Below are 14,130 nucleotides of genomic sequence, written 5' to 3'. Positions count from 1 at the left end.
CGACAACGTACCGACCGCCGGGGAAAAATGTGGCAGCCACCCGTAAGTACGCTGAAACTTCACGGCAGCGGCCCGGAAACGCCTGGTTTCCGGGCCGCGACGCGCCGGACTACTTCTCGGTGACCTGAGTCTCGTTGTTCACCCAGGTGATCGTGCCGCCGGTGAAGTCGCTCTGCTTGCCGCCCGCGATGTCCTTCTCGTCGCTCGTCGGGTAGCCGAGTTTGCCGTTCACCCCGCCGTCGCCCTCCCACGCCTTGCGGATCTCGCCCCACACCACGTGCGGACCGGTGTTGTCGCTGTAGCAGATCGCGCCGCCGACGAACTCCTGGCACGAACCGCCGTCGGGACCGCTGATCGAGGATCCGGTGGGCTGGCTGAGCGGGCCGTCGGTGCCGCCCATCTCGGTGTACTTGGCCAGAATCTTGCCGGAGACCGTGATGTCGCCGTTCTGGGTCGAGATCTTGGTCTCCGAGGCGTCGGCCGACGCGCTGCTCATGGCCGAGCCCGCGCTGCTCATCGCCGAACCGGCGCTCGTCATGGCCGAACCCGCGCTGGTCATCGCGGCCGAGGCGCTCGAAAGCGCGTCGGAGGCCTTGGAATTGGAGTTGTTGTCGTCGTCGTTGCTGCACGCGGTGAACAGCAGTGTGCCGGCGGCGAGGGTCATGGTGAGAACAGCCGAACGTCGAGCGAAGTGGTGCATGTCCATCCTCTCGAGGGAGACGAAGCCGGTGGCGCCGCGCGGGCGACGCCACCGGCCACTCAGGCCGTTGTCCGGCTAAGGTCCGGCGAATCAGAGCACTTCGTCAGAAACCCCGCCGAACACCTAACACGGCGCAATATACCCTCGATCTGTGAGGAGAAACACACGCCTGGCATTTGCCAGCCTCAGGAATTCGGCCCGTACTCCTCGAGCATCTCGGTGACCAGAGCGGCGATCGGCGAACGCTCGCTCCGCGTCAGCGTGATGTGCGCGAACAACGGGTGCCCCTTGAGCTTCTCGACCACCGCGGCCACGCCGTCGTGCCGGCCCACCCGCAGATTGTCGCGCTGGGCGACGTCGTGGGTGAGCACCACCCGCGAGCCGCTGCCCAGCCGGCTCAGCACCGTGAGCAGCACATTGCGCTCCAGCGACTGCGCCTCGTCGACGATCACGAACGAGTCGTGCAGCGAGCGACCGCGAATGTGGGTGAGCGGCAACACCTCCAGCATCCCGCGCGAGAGCACCTCCTCGAGCACCTCGGTGCTGGCCAGCCCCTCGAGGGTGTCGAAGACGGCCTGCGCCCACGGCCCCATCTTCTCCGCCTCGGTGCCCGGCAGATAACCCAGCTCCTGCCCGCCGACCGCGTACAGCGGACGGAACACCACGACCTTGCGGTGAGATCGCCGCTCCAGCACGGCTTCCAGACCCGCCATCAGCGCCAGCGCCGATTTGCCCGTGCCCGCCTTACCGCCGAGCGAGACGATGCCCACGCTCTCGTCGAGCAGCAGATCCAGCGCGATCCGCTGTTCGGCCGAACGCCCGTGCAGGCCGAACGCCTCCCGATCCCCGCGCACCAACTGCACGCGCTTGTCCGGGGTGATCCTCGCCAGCGCGCTGGCGCCCGAGCCCAGCAGCCGAATTCCGGTGTGGCAGGGCAGATCCCGGGCCTCGTCGAGATCGATGATCGACTCCGAGTAGAGCTTGTCGACGGTCTCGGCGCTCACCTCGAGTTCGGCCATGCCGGACCAGCCGGAGATGATCACGTCCTGCGCGTGGTACTCGTCGGCGTGCAGACCCACCGCACCGGCCTTGACCCGCAGCGGAATGTCCTTGGACACCAACACCACCGTGTTGCCCTCGGCCGCGAGATTGAGCGCGCAGGCCAGAATGCGGGAATCGTTGGTGTCGGTGCGGAATCCGACCGGCAGCACACTCGGATCGGTGTGGTTGAGCTCCACCTGTAAGGTGCCGCCGACCGTGCCGATCGGCACCCGCTGATCCAGGCGGCCGTGCGCGATGCGCAGATCGTCCAGCATGCGCAGGGCCTCCCGCGCGAACCAGCCGAGTTCGTGGTGATGACGTTTGGCTTCGAGTTCGCTGATCACCACGAGCGGCAGCACCACATGATGTTCCCCGAAGCGCGTGACGGCCCAGGGGTCCGACAGCAGGACGGAGGTGTCGATCACGAAGGTCTTCGAGCCGGAATCGGGAGTATTCGGAGAATCCGAGGAGGAGGCAGATCCAGTCTGCGAGGCGCGGGCTCCCTTTCCGGAGCCTCCACTCTGGGAAGAGCGGGCTTTCGAGGGAGCGATGACGGAGCGTGCATCAGTCACGGTGGGCTCCTTTTGTGTCCGTGCTACACCTGCACGAACGTTCTCGCTGGGCCGGTCCGCCCTGGGGTCAAACGACCCAGAGGCCGGGTGCCGGCCCCCTCGTACTGAGTTGCTCAGTCACGATCAGGACCTCCCGTACGAGCCACACCTATGCGGCTCGCACAAACGACGTTACTGCGATTTCGCGTTCTCGGCCTCCGAGACAGCGGGCGTGTCGGTGAAGATCCCGTTAACGCCCTGTTCGGACGCGAAAAACCGGATGCCGCGCGCGCTTGCGGTTTGCTGAAAACCGCTAGAGTCGTGCCATGGCCGATGTGGATCAGCTCGAACAGCTCTCGTCGAAGGAACTGCACGACCGCGCGGTCGAGCACGCCGTGAAGCACGGCGACGTGAAGTTCCTGTGGCAACTGCTGAAACAGATCCCGGCCGCCGAGGCCGCCGCCGGACAGGTCGGCGAGAGCGAGGCCGACATCAAGTACGTGCTGCCGCTGCTGGACGACTACGTGCACGCGGGCGAGGGCGAGGTGGGCGAGGCGCTGCGGCCGCTGTACATCGGGTACCTGGCCGAGCACACCTAGCCCATACACCCCCCGCGCGGATTCTGCCAGGGCCGATCCTTCCCTGTCGGGTCGCGCCGGGGCTGAAGTACGTTCGTGGCATGACCATTCGCCTGGGCTATCAGATGCCGAGTTTCAGTCACGCCCGATCGCCGCGGGAGCTGTTCCCGTCGGTGATCGAGCAGGCACGCGCGGCGGAGGCGGCGGGGTTCGACGCCGCGTTCGTGATGGACCACTTCTATCAGCTGCCGGGGCTGGGCGCGCCGACCGAGCCGATGCTGGAGGCGTACACCACGCTGGGGGCGCTGGCCACGGCCACCGAGCGAATCCAGTTGTCCACCTTGGTGACCGGCAACACCTATCGCAATCCGGCGCTGCTCGCCAAGACCGTCACCACGCTGGACGTGGTCAGCGGCGGCCGCGCGGTGCTCGGCATCGGCGCGGGCTGGTTCGAGCTCGAGCACGAGGGGTACGGCTTCGAATTCGGCACGTTCACCGAACGTTTCGAGCGGCTGACCGAGGCGCTGGAGATCATCCGGCCGATGCTGCACGGGGAGCATCCCAGCGCCGACGGCAAGTGGTACCGCACCCGGGAGGCGTTGAACGAACCGCGCATTCGCGACGATCTGCCGATCATGCTGGGCGGTGGCGGGGAGAAGAAGACGTTCGGGCTGGCGGCCCGGTTCGCCGACCACCTGAACATCATCTGCGATGCCTCGGAGTTGCCGCGCAAGGTCGAGGCGCTGCACGCGCGCTGCGCGGAGGTCGATCGCGATCCGGCGACGCTGGAGACCAGCTTCCTCGCGTTCGTCTATCTCGACACCGACAACGACCGGGCGCGAAAGCTGTACGACGCCAATGTGTCCGACGCCCAGCGCGCCCAGGCCGACCGGCACTTCGTCGGCGGGCCCGCGGAGGTGGCCGAGCAGATCCAGCGGCGCGTGCTCGACCACGGCATCGACGGCGTGATCATCAATATGGTCGCCAACGGCCACGAGCCCGGCATTCTGGAACTCGCCGGAAACACGCTGCGGCCGTTGGTCGCCGGCAGCGCCTAGCCGAGCAGCCGCCAGTCCTCCAGGCCCTGGTAGAGCGGAAAGTCGTTGGCCAGCTTGGCGACTCGGGCCCGCAGGGCGGCCAAGTCGGCGCCGCCCGCGAGCGCGGTGGCGATGATGTCGGAGACCTCGGTCCACTCCGGGTCGCCGAAGCCGCGGGTGGCCAGGGCGGCGGTGCCGATGCGCAGGCCGGAGGTGACCATCGGCGGGCGGGGATCGAACGGAACGGCGTTGCGGTTCACCGTGATTCCGATCTCGTGCAGCAGATCCTCGCCCTGCTGGCCGTCGAGTTTGGAGTTGCGCAGATCCACGAGGACCAGGTGCACGTCGGTGCCGCCGGTGAGGACGCTGACGCCGGAGTTCCGCACGTCGTCGGCGGTGAGCCGCTCGGCGAGGATCTTCGCGCCCGCGAGGGTGCGCTCCTGACGCTGCTTGAACTCGTCGGTCCCGGCGATCTTGAACGCCACGGCCTTGGCCGCGATCGCGTGCATGAGCGGGCCGCCCTGCTGGCCGGGGAACACCGCGCTGTTGAGCTTCTTGGCGAACTCCTGCTTGGCCAGGATCACGCCCGAGCGCGGACCGCCGAGGGTCTTGTGCACGGTGGAGGACACCACGTCGGCGTGCGGCACCGGCGAGGGGTGCAGCCCGGCGGCGACCAGACCGGCGAAGTGCGCCATGTCGACCCACAGGTAGGCGCCGACCTCGTCGGCGATCTCGCGGAAGGCCGCGAAGTCCAGGTGCCGGGGATAGGCCGACCACCCGGCGACGATGACCTTGGGCCGCACGGCACGGGCCTGCTTGCGGACCTCCTCCATATCGACGCGGTGGTCCTCCTTGCTCACCCCGTAGGCGTGCACCTCGTAGAGCTTGCCGGAGAAGTTGAGCCGCATCCCGTGGGTGAGGTGGCCGCCGTGCGCGAGGTCCAGACCCAGCAGCTTCTCGCCCGGATTCATCAGGGCCATGAGCACCGCGGCGTTGGCCTGCGCCCCCGAATGCGGCTGCACATTGGCGAATTCGGCCCCGAACAGCTCCTTGACCCGCTCGCGCGCCAGGTTCTCCACCACGTCGACGTGCTCGCAGCCGCCGTAGTAGCGGCGACCCGGATAACCCTCGGCGTACTTGTTGGTCAGCACGCTGCCCTGCGCCTGCAACACCGCGCGCGGCACGAAGTTCTCCGAGGCGATCATCTCGAGGGTGTCGCGTTCGCGGGCGAGTTCCCCGGCCATCGCGGTGGCCAGCTCGGGATCGAGTTCGGCGAGCGACTGGGAGTTGACAGAGGCGGCGGTCGTCTGGGTCACCCGCACAGTTTAGTTGCCGCCGCGCACGTCGTCGGGGTCGGGACCCCGAGCGTCAGTTGTGCTCGCCGCGGAGGGCTCCCGTGGTGTGGGACTCGTGCCCGGCGAGTTCGCGGCGGACGGCTCCCGGGGTGAGGGGCTCGTCGAGGAGGCGGCGGAAGCGGTCGGCTCGGTCGTCGGGGTCGGGGGCCGCGTCGAGCCAGGAGCCGAGCAGGCGGTAGCCCTCGACGTAGGTGCTGATGTAGGCGCGCCACAGCGGGGAGGAGAGGAAGCGCAGGGATTGGCGGGCGCGTTCCTCGGTGTTGAGGCCCCAGCGTTGCAGGAACTCGGCCACCTCGTCGGCGTCGCGACCCCGGTCGTGCAGGAGCAGGGCGGCGTCCTGGCGGACGGTCAGGAGGTCGGCCGAGGCGCTCGAAAAGCGTTGGGCGCGTTCGCCGTCGAAGCGCAGGCCGAGATCGGCGTAGATCTCCTGGGCCCACAGTCCCCAGTCGGGGCCGACGATGGACTTCAGCGCGAGGTCGGCGAGGCCCTCGGCCATCAGGCACTGGGGCGTGTTGACCACGAAGAGGGTCTGCTCGTCCTGGCCCGCGGCGACGAGTCCGGACTCCTTGCGGCAGTGTTCGGTGTGGTGGCCCGGATACGCCTCGTGGGCGATGAGGGCGGGCAGGTGGGCCATGTGCTGTTTCAGGTCGGAGTTGATCGCCACCCGGGAGCGGAAGTTGCCCAGGTAGTAGTTGAAGCCCGACCACGGCTTGTCGCCGACGACCTCGTAGTCCACCCGCTCGTGTTCGGGCAGCGGGTAGCGCGCCCGGACCAGTTCGCGCAGCGCGCCCGAGAACGCCGCGACGCATTCGCGCAGGCGCTCGGGCGGGATCTCGTCGGCCTTGCGATAGGCGACGACCCGGTCGCGCAGCGGGCCCGCGCCGGGCAGGACCTCCTCGATCCGCCGATGGGCCGCGCGGTAGTCGTCGAGATCGCCGGGGGCGATATCGACGTCGAAGTAGGCGCGCACCTCGTCGACGAACGCGATGTCCTCGCCCGCGAACTTGCGGGCCGAGCATTCCAGGGCGCGCAGGTGCGCGTCGAGGAATTCGGTGCGTTGCGCGGGCAGGCTCGCATCGGCCAGCTGCGCGCGCAGATCGGCTGCGCGCGTTGCCAATTCGCGCGGTTCGGGGCGGGGCGCGTTCTCGACCGACCAGCGCAGCGCGGGATCGCCGGTGTAGGCGTCCACGAAGCCTTCCTCGAGCCGGTCGAAAGCCAGCCCCAGGCGCAGATATTCGCTCACGAGCGGATGCGCTTGCATGAATCGACGATAGCGGGGAGGGCGGAGGCAAGAGGTATTCGGGGAGATTTATCTCACCCGTTGTTACTCGTGAGTAGTCACACCCGGCGTACAGCATGGAAAGGGGCGTGAGGAGAATTCGGCTATGCGAGGACCGTCTGCCGGGGCACCGTGCTCATCGAACCGGGGGTGTGCGTCGTGGGGCGGATGAGCGAACCGAGTCCCTATGTGGAATTCGATCGGGAGCAGTGGCGCACGCTGCGGAAATCGACTCCGCTGGTGCTCACCGAGGAAGAACTGATCGGGCTGCGCGGCCTGGGCGAGCAGATCGATCTCGAGGAGGTCGCCGAGGTCTATCTGCCGCTGGCGCGACTGATCCACCTGCAGGTCGCGGCGCGGCAGCGGCTGTTCGCGGCGACGGCGACATTTCTCGGGGAGACCCATCCGGATCATCAGGTGCCGTTCGTCATCGGCATCGCGGGCAGCGTCGCGGTCGGCAAATCCACGACCGCGCGCGTGCTTCAGGCATTGCTGGCACGCTGGGAGCATCATCCCCGGGTGGATCTGGTCACCACCGACGGATTCCTTTATCCCACAGCCGAACTCACGCGCCGCGGCATCATGCATCGCAAGGGTTTTCCGGAGAGTTACGACCGGCGCAAACTGCTGCGTTTCGTCACCGAGGTGAAATCCGGTGCGCCGGAGGTGTGCGCGCCGGTGTATTCGCACATCCGCTACGACATCGTGCCGGGCGAGACGCATTGCGTGCGCCAGCCCGACATCCTCATCATGGAGGGCCTGAACGTGCTGCAGACGGGCCCGCGGCTGATGGTCTCGGACCTGTTCGATTTCTCCATCTACGTCGACGCCCGCATCGAGGACATCGAGCACTGGTACATCGATCGCTTTCTCACCCTGCGCCAGACCGCCTTCGCGGATCCGGCCTCGCACTTCCACCACTATTCGAAGTTCACCGACAAAGAGGCCACGATCGCGGCCGCGGAGATCTGGAACTCCACCAACCGGCCCAATCTGGTCGAGAACATCCTGCCCACCCGGCCCCGGGCGACCCTGGTGCTGCGCAAGGACTCCGATCACAGCATCAATCGAATTCGCTTGCGCAAGTTGTGAATCCGGCGGCTCAGAGCTTCCAGGCCGCGTCCAGCCGCGACGCCACATCGATATCGCGCGCGGCGGCGATGTGCGGCTTGCGGATCTCGTTCGCGACGTAGCGGGCAATGAAGCGGCGGATCTCGTGGTCCACCCCGGCGATGATGCGCACGATCTGCGCGCGGCGGGTGTCGGTGTCGACGTCGATGCGCACGTCGCCGGGCCGCGGTTCGGCGATATCGATGACCACCCGCAGCGGTTCGGCGGTGCGCACGGTGAGGTGGAGGCGGATGTGTCCGGAGACGTCGTAGTGCTCCCGGTCCACGGCCAGATCGAGGGTCAGGTCCAGGTTCAGCGGGATGGCCAGATCGAATTCGATGTGCTGGCCGAGCCGCCGGCGCAGCCTCGGCTCCCCCAGTCGCACCCGCGCGGTGACCTTGGCGAGTTTGCCCGGCCCGGCGCCGATCGGCCCGAAATCGAATGCGGCGCCGGTCAATTCGCCGAAGGCGCCGGCGATCCGCTCCGCGGAGGCGGCGTATTCCAGAAAGCGCCGACCGAAGTCCTCGTAGCTGATGTAGGACGGCGGCCGCGGCGCTGCGGCACGACTGTCGGTCATATACCGACGGTACGCGAAGAAGCGGCGTCGTCAGACGCCGTAACGGCGGTGCCGCGCGGCGTAATCGCGCAACGCTCGCAGGAAGTCGACCCGGCGGAACTCGGGCCAGTACGCCTCGGTGAACCAGATCTCGGAGTACGCGCTCTGCCACAGCAGGAAGCCGGACAGCCGCTGCTCGCCGGAGGTGCGGATGACCAGATCCGGATCGGGCTGGCCGGAGGTGTAGAGGTGCTGGCCGATGGCGTTGACCGTGATCGACTGCACGAGATCCTCGCCGGTCTCCCCCGCGGCCATCTCCTGGCGGACCAGCGAACGCACCGCGTCGGCGATCTCCTGCCGCCCGCCGTAGCCGATGGCGACGTTGACGTGAATGCCGTTGCGCCCGTGGGTCTCGTCGGCCGCCTTCTGCAACCGCCGCGCGACCTCGCCGGGCAGGCCGTCGAGCGAGCCGACGATGCGCACGCTCCAGTTCTTCTCCGGGGCCGACAACTCCTCGACGACGTCGGTGATCACCTCGAACAGCGTGTCGAGTTCGTCGGGCGCGCGATTGAGGTTCTCGGTGGACAGCAAGTAGACCGTCACCATCTCGATGCCCTCGGCCTGACACCAGTCGACCAGTTCGGCGATCTTGAGCGCGCCGACCCGATGCCCGTGTGTGACGTCGGTGAAACCGTTCTCCCGAGCCCAGCGGCGGTTGCCGTCGCAGACCACCGCCACGTGCCGCGGATGTTGTTTGCCCGCCAGCTGTTTCGACAGCCGCGTTTCGTAGATGCGGTAGGGCAGACTACGCACCCGACTAGCAATCTCCACGGCGGTCACCCTACGCCCTACGGGTGGTGTGCCGATGTTTCAGTGCCGAGACCGTTAACCTACGGTACCGTAGGTTACTCAGGAGGTAAGCGGGTTGGCGGAATCGACGATCGCGGGCATCCCGGTGAAGCCGAGGATGCGGGGCTGGATCCACACCTATGCCGTGGGCATCGCGGCGCTGGCGGTGTTCGCGCTGGTGGGCGCCGCGGCGACGGTCTCGACGACCGCGGCCTGGTCGACGCTGGTGTACGGGCTCACCGTGTGCGGCGTCTTCGGGGTCAGCGCGACCTATCACCGGGTCACGTGGCGCTCCGACCGCACCCGCATCCGGATGAAGCGGGCCGATCATTCGATGATCTTCCTGTTCATCGCGGGCAGTTACACCCCCTTCGCGCTGCTCGGGCTGCCCGGCCGGACCGGAACCGTGCTGCTGACGGTCGTGTGGGCGGGCGCGCTGGCGGGGGTCGCGTTGAAACTGCTGTGGCCGACCGCGCCGCGCTGGGTCGGGGTGCCGCTGTATCTGCTGCTGGGGTGGGCCATCGTGCCGGTCGCGGCGACCATGACCCACAATGTCGGCGTCGCGCCGATGGTGCTGCTGCTCGTCGGCGGCATCGCCTACAGCGTGGGCGGGATCCTCTACGCCGCGAAATGGCCCGATCCGTGGCCGGACACCTTCGGTCATCACGAGTTCTTCCATGCCGCAACGGTTGTCGCGGCGCTGTGTCACTACGTGGCGGTCTGGCTGGTCGTTCTGCTGTGACCCGTCACGGGCGGGCTCTATGCTGACCGCCATGATCGCGCGGCTGATTCTGTGGTTGCTGCGCGCGCCGTGGGGTCTGTCGGTGGTGGTGCTCTGCTGCAATCTGGGCGGGCTCGGGGTCATCATCACCGAACTGTTCCTCAGCGGGTACCTGGGCCGGTTCGGGCCGGACTGGCTCACCGCCATCGGCCAGGCGGCGATCTATCCGGCGCTCGGCGCGCTGATCGGCATCGTGCTGGCCGTGCGGGACCGGTTCCGCTACTTCGGCTGGCTCGATCAGGGCCGCCGGCCGACCGAGGAGGAGGCGCGGCGGCTGCTGAACGTGCCGGTCGCGGTGACCGCGCGGGCGCTGGCCATCTGGCTGCCCGGCGTCGTCATCGCGACGGCCGTGTTCGCGCACGTGGTGCCGCCCAAGGGCACGGCCGTGATCGGGTCGATGTTCACCCTCGGCGCGTTCGAATCGGCCGGGTTCACGCTGCTGGTCGTGGACCGGTTGATCCGACCCGCGATCCCGATCGTGGCGGTGGTGCTGGGCGGGACCATGCACTGGAGTTCCACCGTGCTCAACCGGCTCGTCGTGTCGTGGGCGGTGGCCGGGGCGATGCCGCTGCTCATGCTGATCGTGGTGCTCGCCGATCCCACGACCCAGCCCGAGGACCGGATTCGCACCGCGCTCTACATGTCCGTGGTCGGCATCGCGGTGGGCGCGCTGACCATGGCGACGCTCGCCCGCGCGGTCGCCGCGCCGCTGCGCATGCTGCGCCAAGCCCTCGATCGGATCTCGCGCGGGGATCTGAACGTGCGGGTGCCCGTCGGCAGCGCGAGCGAGATCGGCCGCCTGGAGCATTCGGTGAACGAACTCGCCGCCAATCTGTCCGAGCGCGAACGCATGCGGGAGGTGTTCGGGCGGCACGTGGGCGCCGAGGTCGCCGAGCGCGCGCTGTCCGGCTCACTGGACCTGACCGGGGACGTGCGGGTGGTGACGGCGCTGTTCGTCGATGTGGTGGGGTCGGTGGCGCTGTCCACCGAACTCGCGCCGGGCGAGTTCGTGGCCAAGCTGAACCGGCTGCTGGCGACCGTGGTGTCGGCGACCGAGGACAACGAGGGGCTGGTCAACAAGTTCGAGGGCGATGCGGCGCTGTGCATCTTCGGCGCGCCGATCGCGTTGGCCGACAACGCGACTCCCGCGCTGCGGGCGGCGCGACGCATCCGCGACGAGGTGCTCGCGCAGGGCGAACTCGACATCGGGATCGGGGTGGCGCGCGGACTGGTGTTCGCCGGGGACGTCGGCACCGATTCCCGTCTGGAGTACACCGTGATCGGCGACGCGGTGAACGAGGCGGCCCGGTTGACCACCGAGGCGAAATCGGTCCCGCGCCGAATCCTGGTGAGCCGGGCCGTGATCGACGCCGCCGCCGCGCCCGAACGCGCGAAATGGGTGCACTACGAGACGATTCAGCTGCGCGGGCGGCGCGCGGCCACCTCATGTTGGACCGACGTGCCCGTCGCGGTGCCGGAAACCGATGGGGCCGAGGCGAATTCGGCGACGCTCGCGCCTACGGATGCCAGGTGATCCGGCCGCCCTGGAAGTCCTGCGCCTTACCGCCCTGGTAGTCGTATTCGTCGCTGGTGGGGTAGCCGTAGCGGCCCGCCTCGGCGACATTGCTGACCCAGATGTCGCGGATCGCGCCCCACACCGCGTGCGCGCCGGTGCGCGGCGACCAGTAGATCGAACCGCCGTCGAACAGGTTGTAGCGCCCGTCGCCGTTGCGCGCCTTCTGCTCGTCGGTGATCGGGAAGCCGAGCGCGCCGTTCTCCCAGCCCAGCGCCGCCCACTTGTCCCGGATCAGGCCGCCGACGTAGTGCGCGTCGGTGCCGACGGACCAGTAGATCGAGTTGTTCTTCTCGAAGACCTGGAACTTGCCGCCCCGGGCCGCGTCGGTCTCGGGGCCCACCGGATTGCCGAAGGTGGTGAAGCCGCCCGCGCGGTCGTACTCGGTCTCGATCGCGCCGCCCACGTCGAACGGGCCGATGGGCCGGGCGGCGGCCGAACCGGCCGTGATCGATACCACCGCGGCCGCGGCGGCCACGCCGGTCACGACGGCCCGCCGGACGGGCGCGGATCTGCGGTTGTCACGTCTGCGCTGGCTCACGCGGTCACCCCTGTTCATGCGATCGGAGTCGGTCTCGGCGAGGCAATCCTGCCGTGCGGAAAACGTCGCGGCAAGCATCTCCGGCGCATGGTTCACGTATTCATACCCAAGTGCTATGAAATCGCAACGAGCCCCGAGCGCAGGTCGTCGACGCTGGTGACGGGCAGATCGCAGACCGATCCGTGGCACAGGTACGCCGACGGCCGGCCGTTCACGGCGGGCCGGTCGGCGAGTAGCGGGGCCGAATCCCGTTCGCCCACAACGACGACCGCGCCGCCTGGCGCGAACCACCGTGCGGCGCCGAGCATTTCGGTCGACGCCTCGGTCGCGGACGCGTCGCCGGGCAGCACGATGGCGATCTGGATGGGACCGCGCACGGCCGCCTCCGCCACGGTCAGCCAGTGGCCGCCCGAACGGGGCGCGCGGGCCAGCACGAGCGCGCCGCGGGTGAGGGTCGCCTCGGCCAGGTCGCGGTAGCGCGTGGCCCGGTCGGGGGCGCTGAGCACCGAGGCGGTGAGCAGGGCCTCGGCGAAGGCGGACGCGCCGCAGGGGGTGGCGCCGTCGAGCGGATCGCGGGGACGGGCCACCAGGGTCTCCGCGTCGTCGGCGGTGTCGAACCACGCTCCCGGGTTGTCCGGATCGGCGAAATGGGTTGCGGCGCTGTCGGTCAGGCGTTCGGCGTGGGCGAGCCAGTCCGGGTCGGCGGTGGCCTGGTAGAGCGCGAGCAGGCCGGTGGCCAGCCACGCGTAGTCCTCGAGGATGCCGGGCGCGGCGCCCACCGATCCGCCGAGGGAGGCGCGCGCCACGCGGTCGCCGGAGACGTGCTCGCGCAACAGGTATCGCGCGCAGCGGGCGGCGGCCTCGATCCAGTCCGGGCGGGCGTGGCCGATGCCCGCCTCGGCCAGGGCGGTCACCGCCATGCCGTTCCAGGCGGTGACGACCTTGTCGTCGCGCTCGGGCTGCGGGCGGCGGGAACGGGCCTCGCGCAAGGTGTTTCGCACCTTCGCCAGGCGGGCGGCGTCGTCCGGATCGTGGTAGCGGGTGAGCACCGAGGTGCCGTGTTCGAAGGTTCCGGCGGTCGTGACGCCGAACACCTCGGCCGCCCACGCGCCGTCGATCGGGCCGAGTTCGCCGGTCAGTTCGGCCGGGGTCCACACGTAGGTCGCGCCCTCGACGCCGGGCCCGTCCGGTTCGACGCGGGTGTCGGCGTCGAGCGCGGACGCGAAACCGCCCTCGGGCGTGGCGAGATCGTCGAGCAGGAACTGCGCGGTCTCCTCGGTGACGCGCAGCGCGAACGGGTCGGCGACCCGCCGGGCGAGATGCGCGTAGGCCCGCAGCAGCAGCGCGTTGTCGTAGAGCATCTTCTCGAAGTGCGGCACCACCCAGGCGGCGTCGACGGAGTAGCGCGCGAACCCGCCGCGCAACTGGTCGTAGATCCCGCCCCGCGCCATCGCCTCCGCGGTCCGCACGACCACCTGCAACGCCTGTTCCACGCCGGTGCGCTCGTAGTGCCGCAGCAGCGCGGCCAGCAACGCCGACGGCGGAAACTTCGGCGCCCCACCGAATCCCGCGTGTTCGGCGTCCACATCCTTCAACACCGCGGTCACGCTGTGCCGCAACAACTCCGGCGTCACCTCGAGCTCGGACTCCGGCAACCCACCCGCCTGCGTCCGCAACGCCTCGGCCACCTGCCCCGCCGCCTGATCCACCTCGTCCCGCCTGCTGCGCCACGTCTCGGACACCGCGGTCAACACCTGCGCGAACGACGGCATCCCGCCACGCGGCACCTTCGGGTAGTAGGTCCCGCAGTAGAACGGCTCGCCCGCGGGTGTGAGAAAACACGTCATCGGCCAGCCACCCTGCCCGGTCATGGCGACGGTGGCGGACATGTAGATGGCGTCGAGATCCGGGCGTTCCTCCCGGTCGACCTTGACGCAGACGAAGTGCTCGTTCATCAGGTCGGCGGTGGCCTGATCCTCGAAGGACTCGTGGGCCATGACGTGGCACCAGTGGCAGGAGGCGTAGCCGACGGAGAGGAGGATGGGGACGTCCCGCTCGGCGGCCTCGGCGAGGGCGGCGGGGGTCCACTCCTGCCAGTGCACCGGGTTGTCCGCGTGCTGACGAAGGTACGGCGACGTGGCACGACCTAGCCGGTTCATGTGCCCCAGCCTGTCACAGA

General features: G+C 69.0%; 13 protein-coding genes. 5 read left to right on the top strand and 8 right to left on the bottom strand.

All coding sequences use genetic code 11. The features are described from left to right. Positions 1-109: 109 nt before the first annotated feature. Together ACFYTQ_RS21145 and ACFYTQ_RS21140 are read right to left on the bottom strand one after the other, a co-directional pair. The gene (locus ACFYTQ_RS21145) at positions 110-700 is read right to left on the bottom strand and encodes an LGFP repeat-containing protein (RefSeq protein WP_387363345.1); all 591 of its coding nucleotides are present in this window, start codon (positions 698-700) and stop codon (positions 110-112) included. A 185-nt stretch (positions 701-885) separates the two neighbouring features. Further along, the gene (locus ACFYTQ_RS21140; protein ID WP_387363342.1) at positions 886-2,166 is read right to left on the bottom strand and encodes a PhoH family protein; all 1,281 of its coding nucleotides are present in this window, start codon (positions 2,164-2,166) and stop codon (positions 886-888) included. A 452-nt stretch (positions 2,167-2,618) separates the two neighbouring features. On the opposite strand from ACFYTQ_RS21140, the gene ACFYTQ_RS21135 reads away from it, so the two are divergent. Both ACFYTQ_RS21135 and ACFYTQ_RS21130 read left to right on the top strand, forming a co-directional pair. Continuing rightward, on the top strand, positions 2,619-2,891 hold the full coding sequence (locus tag ACFYTQ_RS21135) for a hypothetical protein (protein WP_387363339.1): 273 nt from the start codon (positions 2,619-2,621) through the stop codon (positions 2,889-2,891). 80 nt (positions 2,892-2,971) lie between these two features. Further along, positions 2,972-3,928, top strand: coding sequence for an LLM class F420-dependent oxidoreductase (locus ACFYTQ_RS21130; protein WP_387363336.1), 957 nt, complete (start codon positions 2,972-2,974; stop codon positions 3,926-3,928). Here the strand turns inward: ACFYTQ_RS21130 and glyA are convergent. Further along, on the bottom strand, positions 3,925-5,223 hold the full coding sequence (gene glyA, locus ACFYTQ_RS21125) for a serine hydroxymethyltransferase (protein WP_387363333.1): 1,299 nt from the start codon (positions 5,221-5,223) through the stop codon (positions 3,925-3,927). The two genes, ACFYTQ_RS21130 and glyA, sit on opposite strands and share 4 nt — an antisense overlap. A gap of 52 nt (positions 5,224-5,275) precedes the next feature. Then, complete coding sequence (locus tag ACFYTQ_RS21120; RefSeq protein WP_387363330.1) at positions 5,276-6,523, bottom strand: DUF885 domain-containing protein; 1,248 nt, start codon at positions 6,521-6,523, stop codon at positions 5,276-5,278. 177 nt (positions 6,524-6,700) lie between these two features. Between ACFYTQ_RS21120 and coaA the strand changes: the two genes are divergently transcribed. Continuing rightward, positions 6,701-7,633 carry a type I pantothenate kinase gene (gene coaA, locus ACFYTQ_RS21115; protein WP_387364238.1) on the top strand — a complete coding sequence of 311 codons (933 nt, stop codon included), beginning with the start codon at positions 6,701-6,703 and terminating at the stop codon, positions 7,631-7,633. A 10-nt stretch (positions 7,634-7,643) separates the two neighbouring features. On the opposite strand, the gene ACFYTQ_RS21110 is transcribed toward coaA, so the two are convergent. After that, positions 7,644-8,228, bottom strand: a complete 585-nt coding sequence (locus tag ACFYTQ_RS21110; RefSeq protein WP_387363327.1) for a hypothetical protein — start codon at positions 8,226-8,228, stop codon at positions 7,644-7,646. A gap of 30 nt (positions 8,229-8,258) precedes the next feature. Next, positions 8,259-9,047 (bottom strand): isoprenyl transferase, encoded by a 789-nt coding sequence (locus ACFYTQ_RS21105; RefSeq protein ID WP_387363324.1) that lies wholly within the window; start codon positions 9,045-9,047, stop codon positions 8,259-8,261. Positions 9,048-9,174: 127 nt separating this feature from the next. On the opposite strand from ACFYTQ_RS21105, the gene ACFYTQ_RS21100 reads away from it, so the two are divergent. Both ACFYTQ_RS21100 and ACFYTQ_RS21095 read left to right on the top strand, forming a co-directional pair. Then, entirely contained in the window at positions 9,175-9,798 is a 624-nt protein-coding gene (locus ACFYTQ_RS21100; RefSeq protein ID WP_387364235.1) for a hemolysin III family protein, read from the top strand. 31 nt (positions 9,799-9,829) lie between these two features. After that, a complete protein-coding gene (locus tag ACFYTQ_RS21095; protein ID WP_387363321.1) occupies positions 9,830-11,371 on the top strand; it encodes an adenylate/guanylate cyclase domain-containing protein in 1,542 nt (513 codons plus the stop codon). On the opposite strand, the gene ACFYTQ_RS21090 is transcribed toward ACFYTQ_RS21095, so the two are convergent. Beyond that, positions 11,355-11,951, bottom strand: coding sequence for an LGFP repeat-containing protein (locus ACFYTQ_RS21090; RefSeq protein WP_387363318.1), 597 nt, complete (start codon positions 11,949-11,951; stop codon positions 11,355-11,357). The two genes, ACFYTQ_RS21095 and ACFYTQ_RS21090, sit on opposite strands and share 17 nt — an antisense overlap. A gap of 113 nt (positions 11,952-12,064) precedes the next feature. After that, complete coding sequence (locus ACFYTQ_RS21085; RefSeq protein WP_387363315.1) at positions 12,065-14,110, bottom strand: thioredoxin domain-containing protein; 2,046 nt, start codon at positions 14,108-14,110, stop codon at positions 12,065-12,067. Between the last annotated feature and the right edge of the window lie 20 nt (positions 14,111-14,130).

It is taken from the genome of Nocardia sp. NPDC004068, assembly GCF_042874315.1.
In the GTDB taxonomy this organism is placed as follows: Bacteria; Actinomycetota; Actinomycetes; order Mycobacteriales; family Mycobacteriaceae; genus Nocardia.
This window is presented reverse-complemented; position numbering and strand designations above follow the sequence as displayed.

Excerpts from the sequence above, each read along its gene's own strand:
- ACFYTQ_RS21145 (WP_387363345.1), bottom strand. The coding sequence starts at position 700 with ATGCACCACTTCGCTCGACGTTCGGCTGTTCTCACCATGACCCTCGCC.
- ACFYTQ_RS21110 (WP_387363327.1), bottom strand. The coding sequence starts at position 8,228 with ATGACCGACAGTCGTGCCGCAGCGCCGCGGCCGCCGTCCTACATCAGC.
- ACFYTQ_RS21095 (WP_387363321.1), top strand. The coding sequence starts at position 9,830 with ATGATCGCGCGGCTGATTCTGTGGTTGCTGCGCGCGCCGTGGGGTCTG.
- ACFYTQ_RS21120 (WP_387363330.1), bottom strand. The coding sequence starts at position 6,523 with ATGCAAGCGCATCCGCTCGTGAGCGAATATCTGCGCCTGGGGCTGGCT.
- ACFYTQ_RS21100 (WP_387364235.1), top strand. The coding sequence starts at position 9,175 with ATGCGGGGCTGGATCCACACCTATGCCGTGGGCATCGCGGCGCTGGCG.
- ACFYTQ_RS21130 (WP_387363336.1), top strand. The coding sequence starts at position 2,972 with ATGACCATTCGCCTGGGCTATCAGATGCCGAGTTTCAGTCACGCCCGA.
- ACFYTQ_RS21135 (WP_387363339.1), top strand. The coding sequence starts at position 2,619 with ATGGCCGATGTGGATCAGCTCGAACAGCTCTCGTCGAAGGAACTGCAC.
- ACFYTQ_RS21085 (WP_387363315.1), bottom strand. The coding sequence starts at position 14,110 with ATGAACCGGCTAGGTCGTGCCACGTCGCCGTACCTTCGTCAGCACGCG.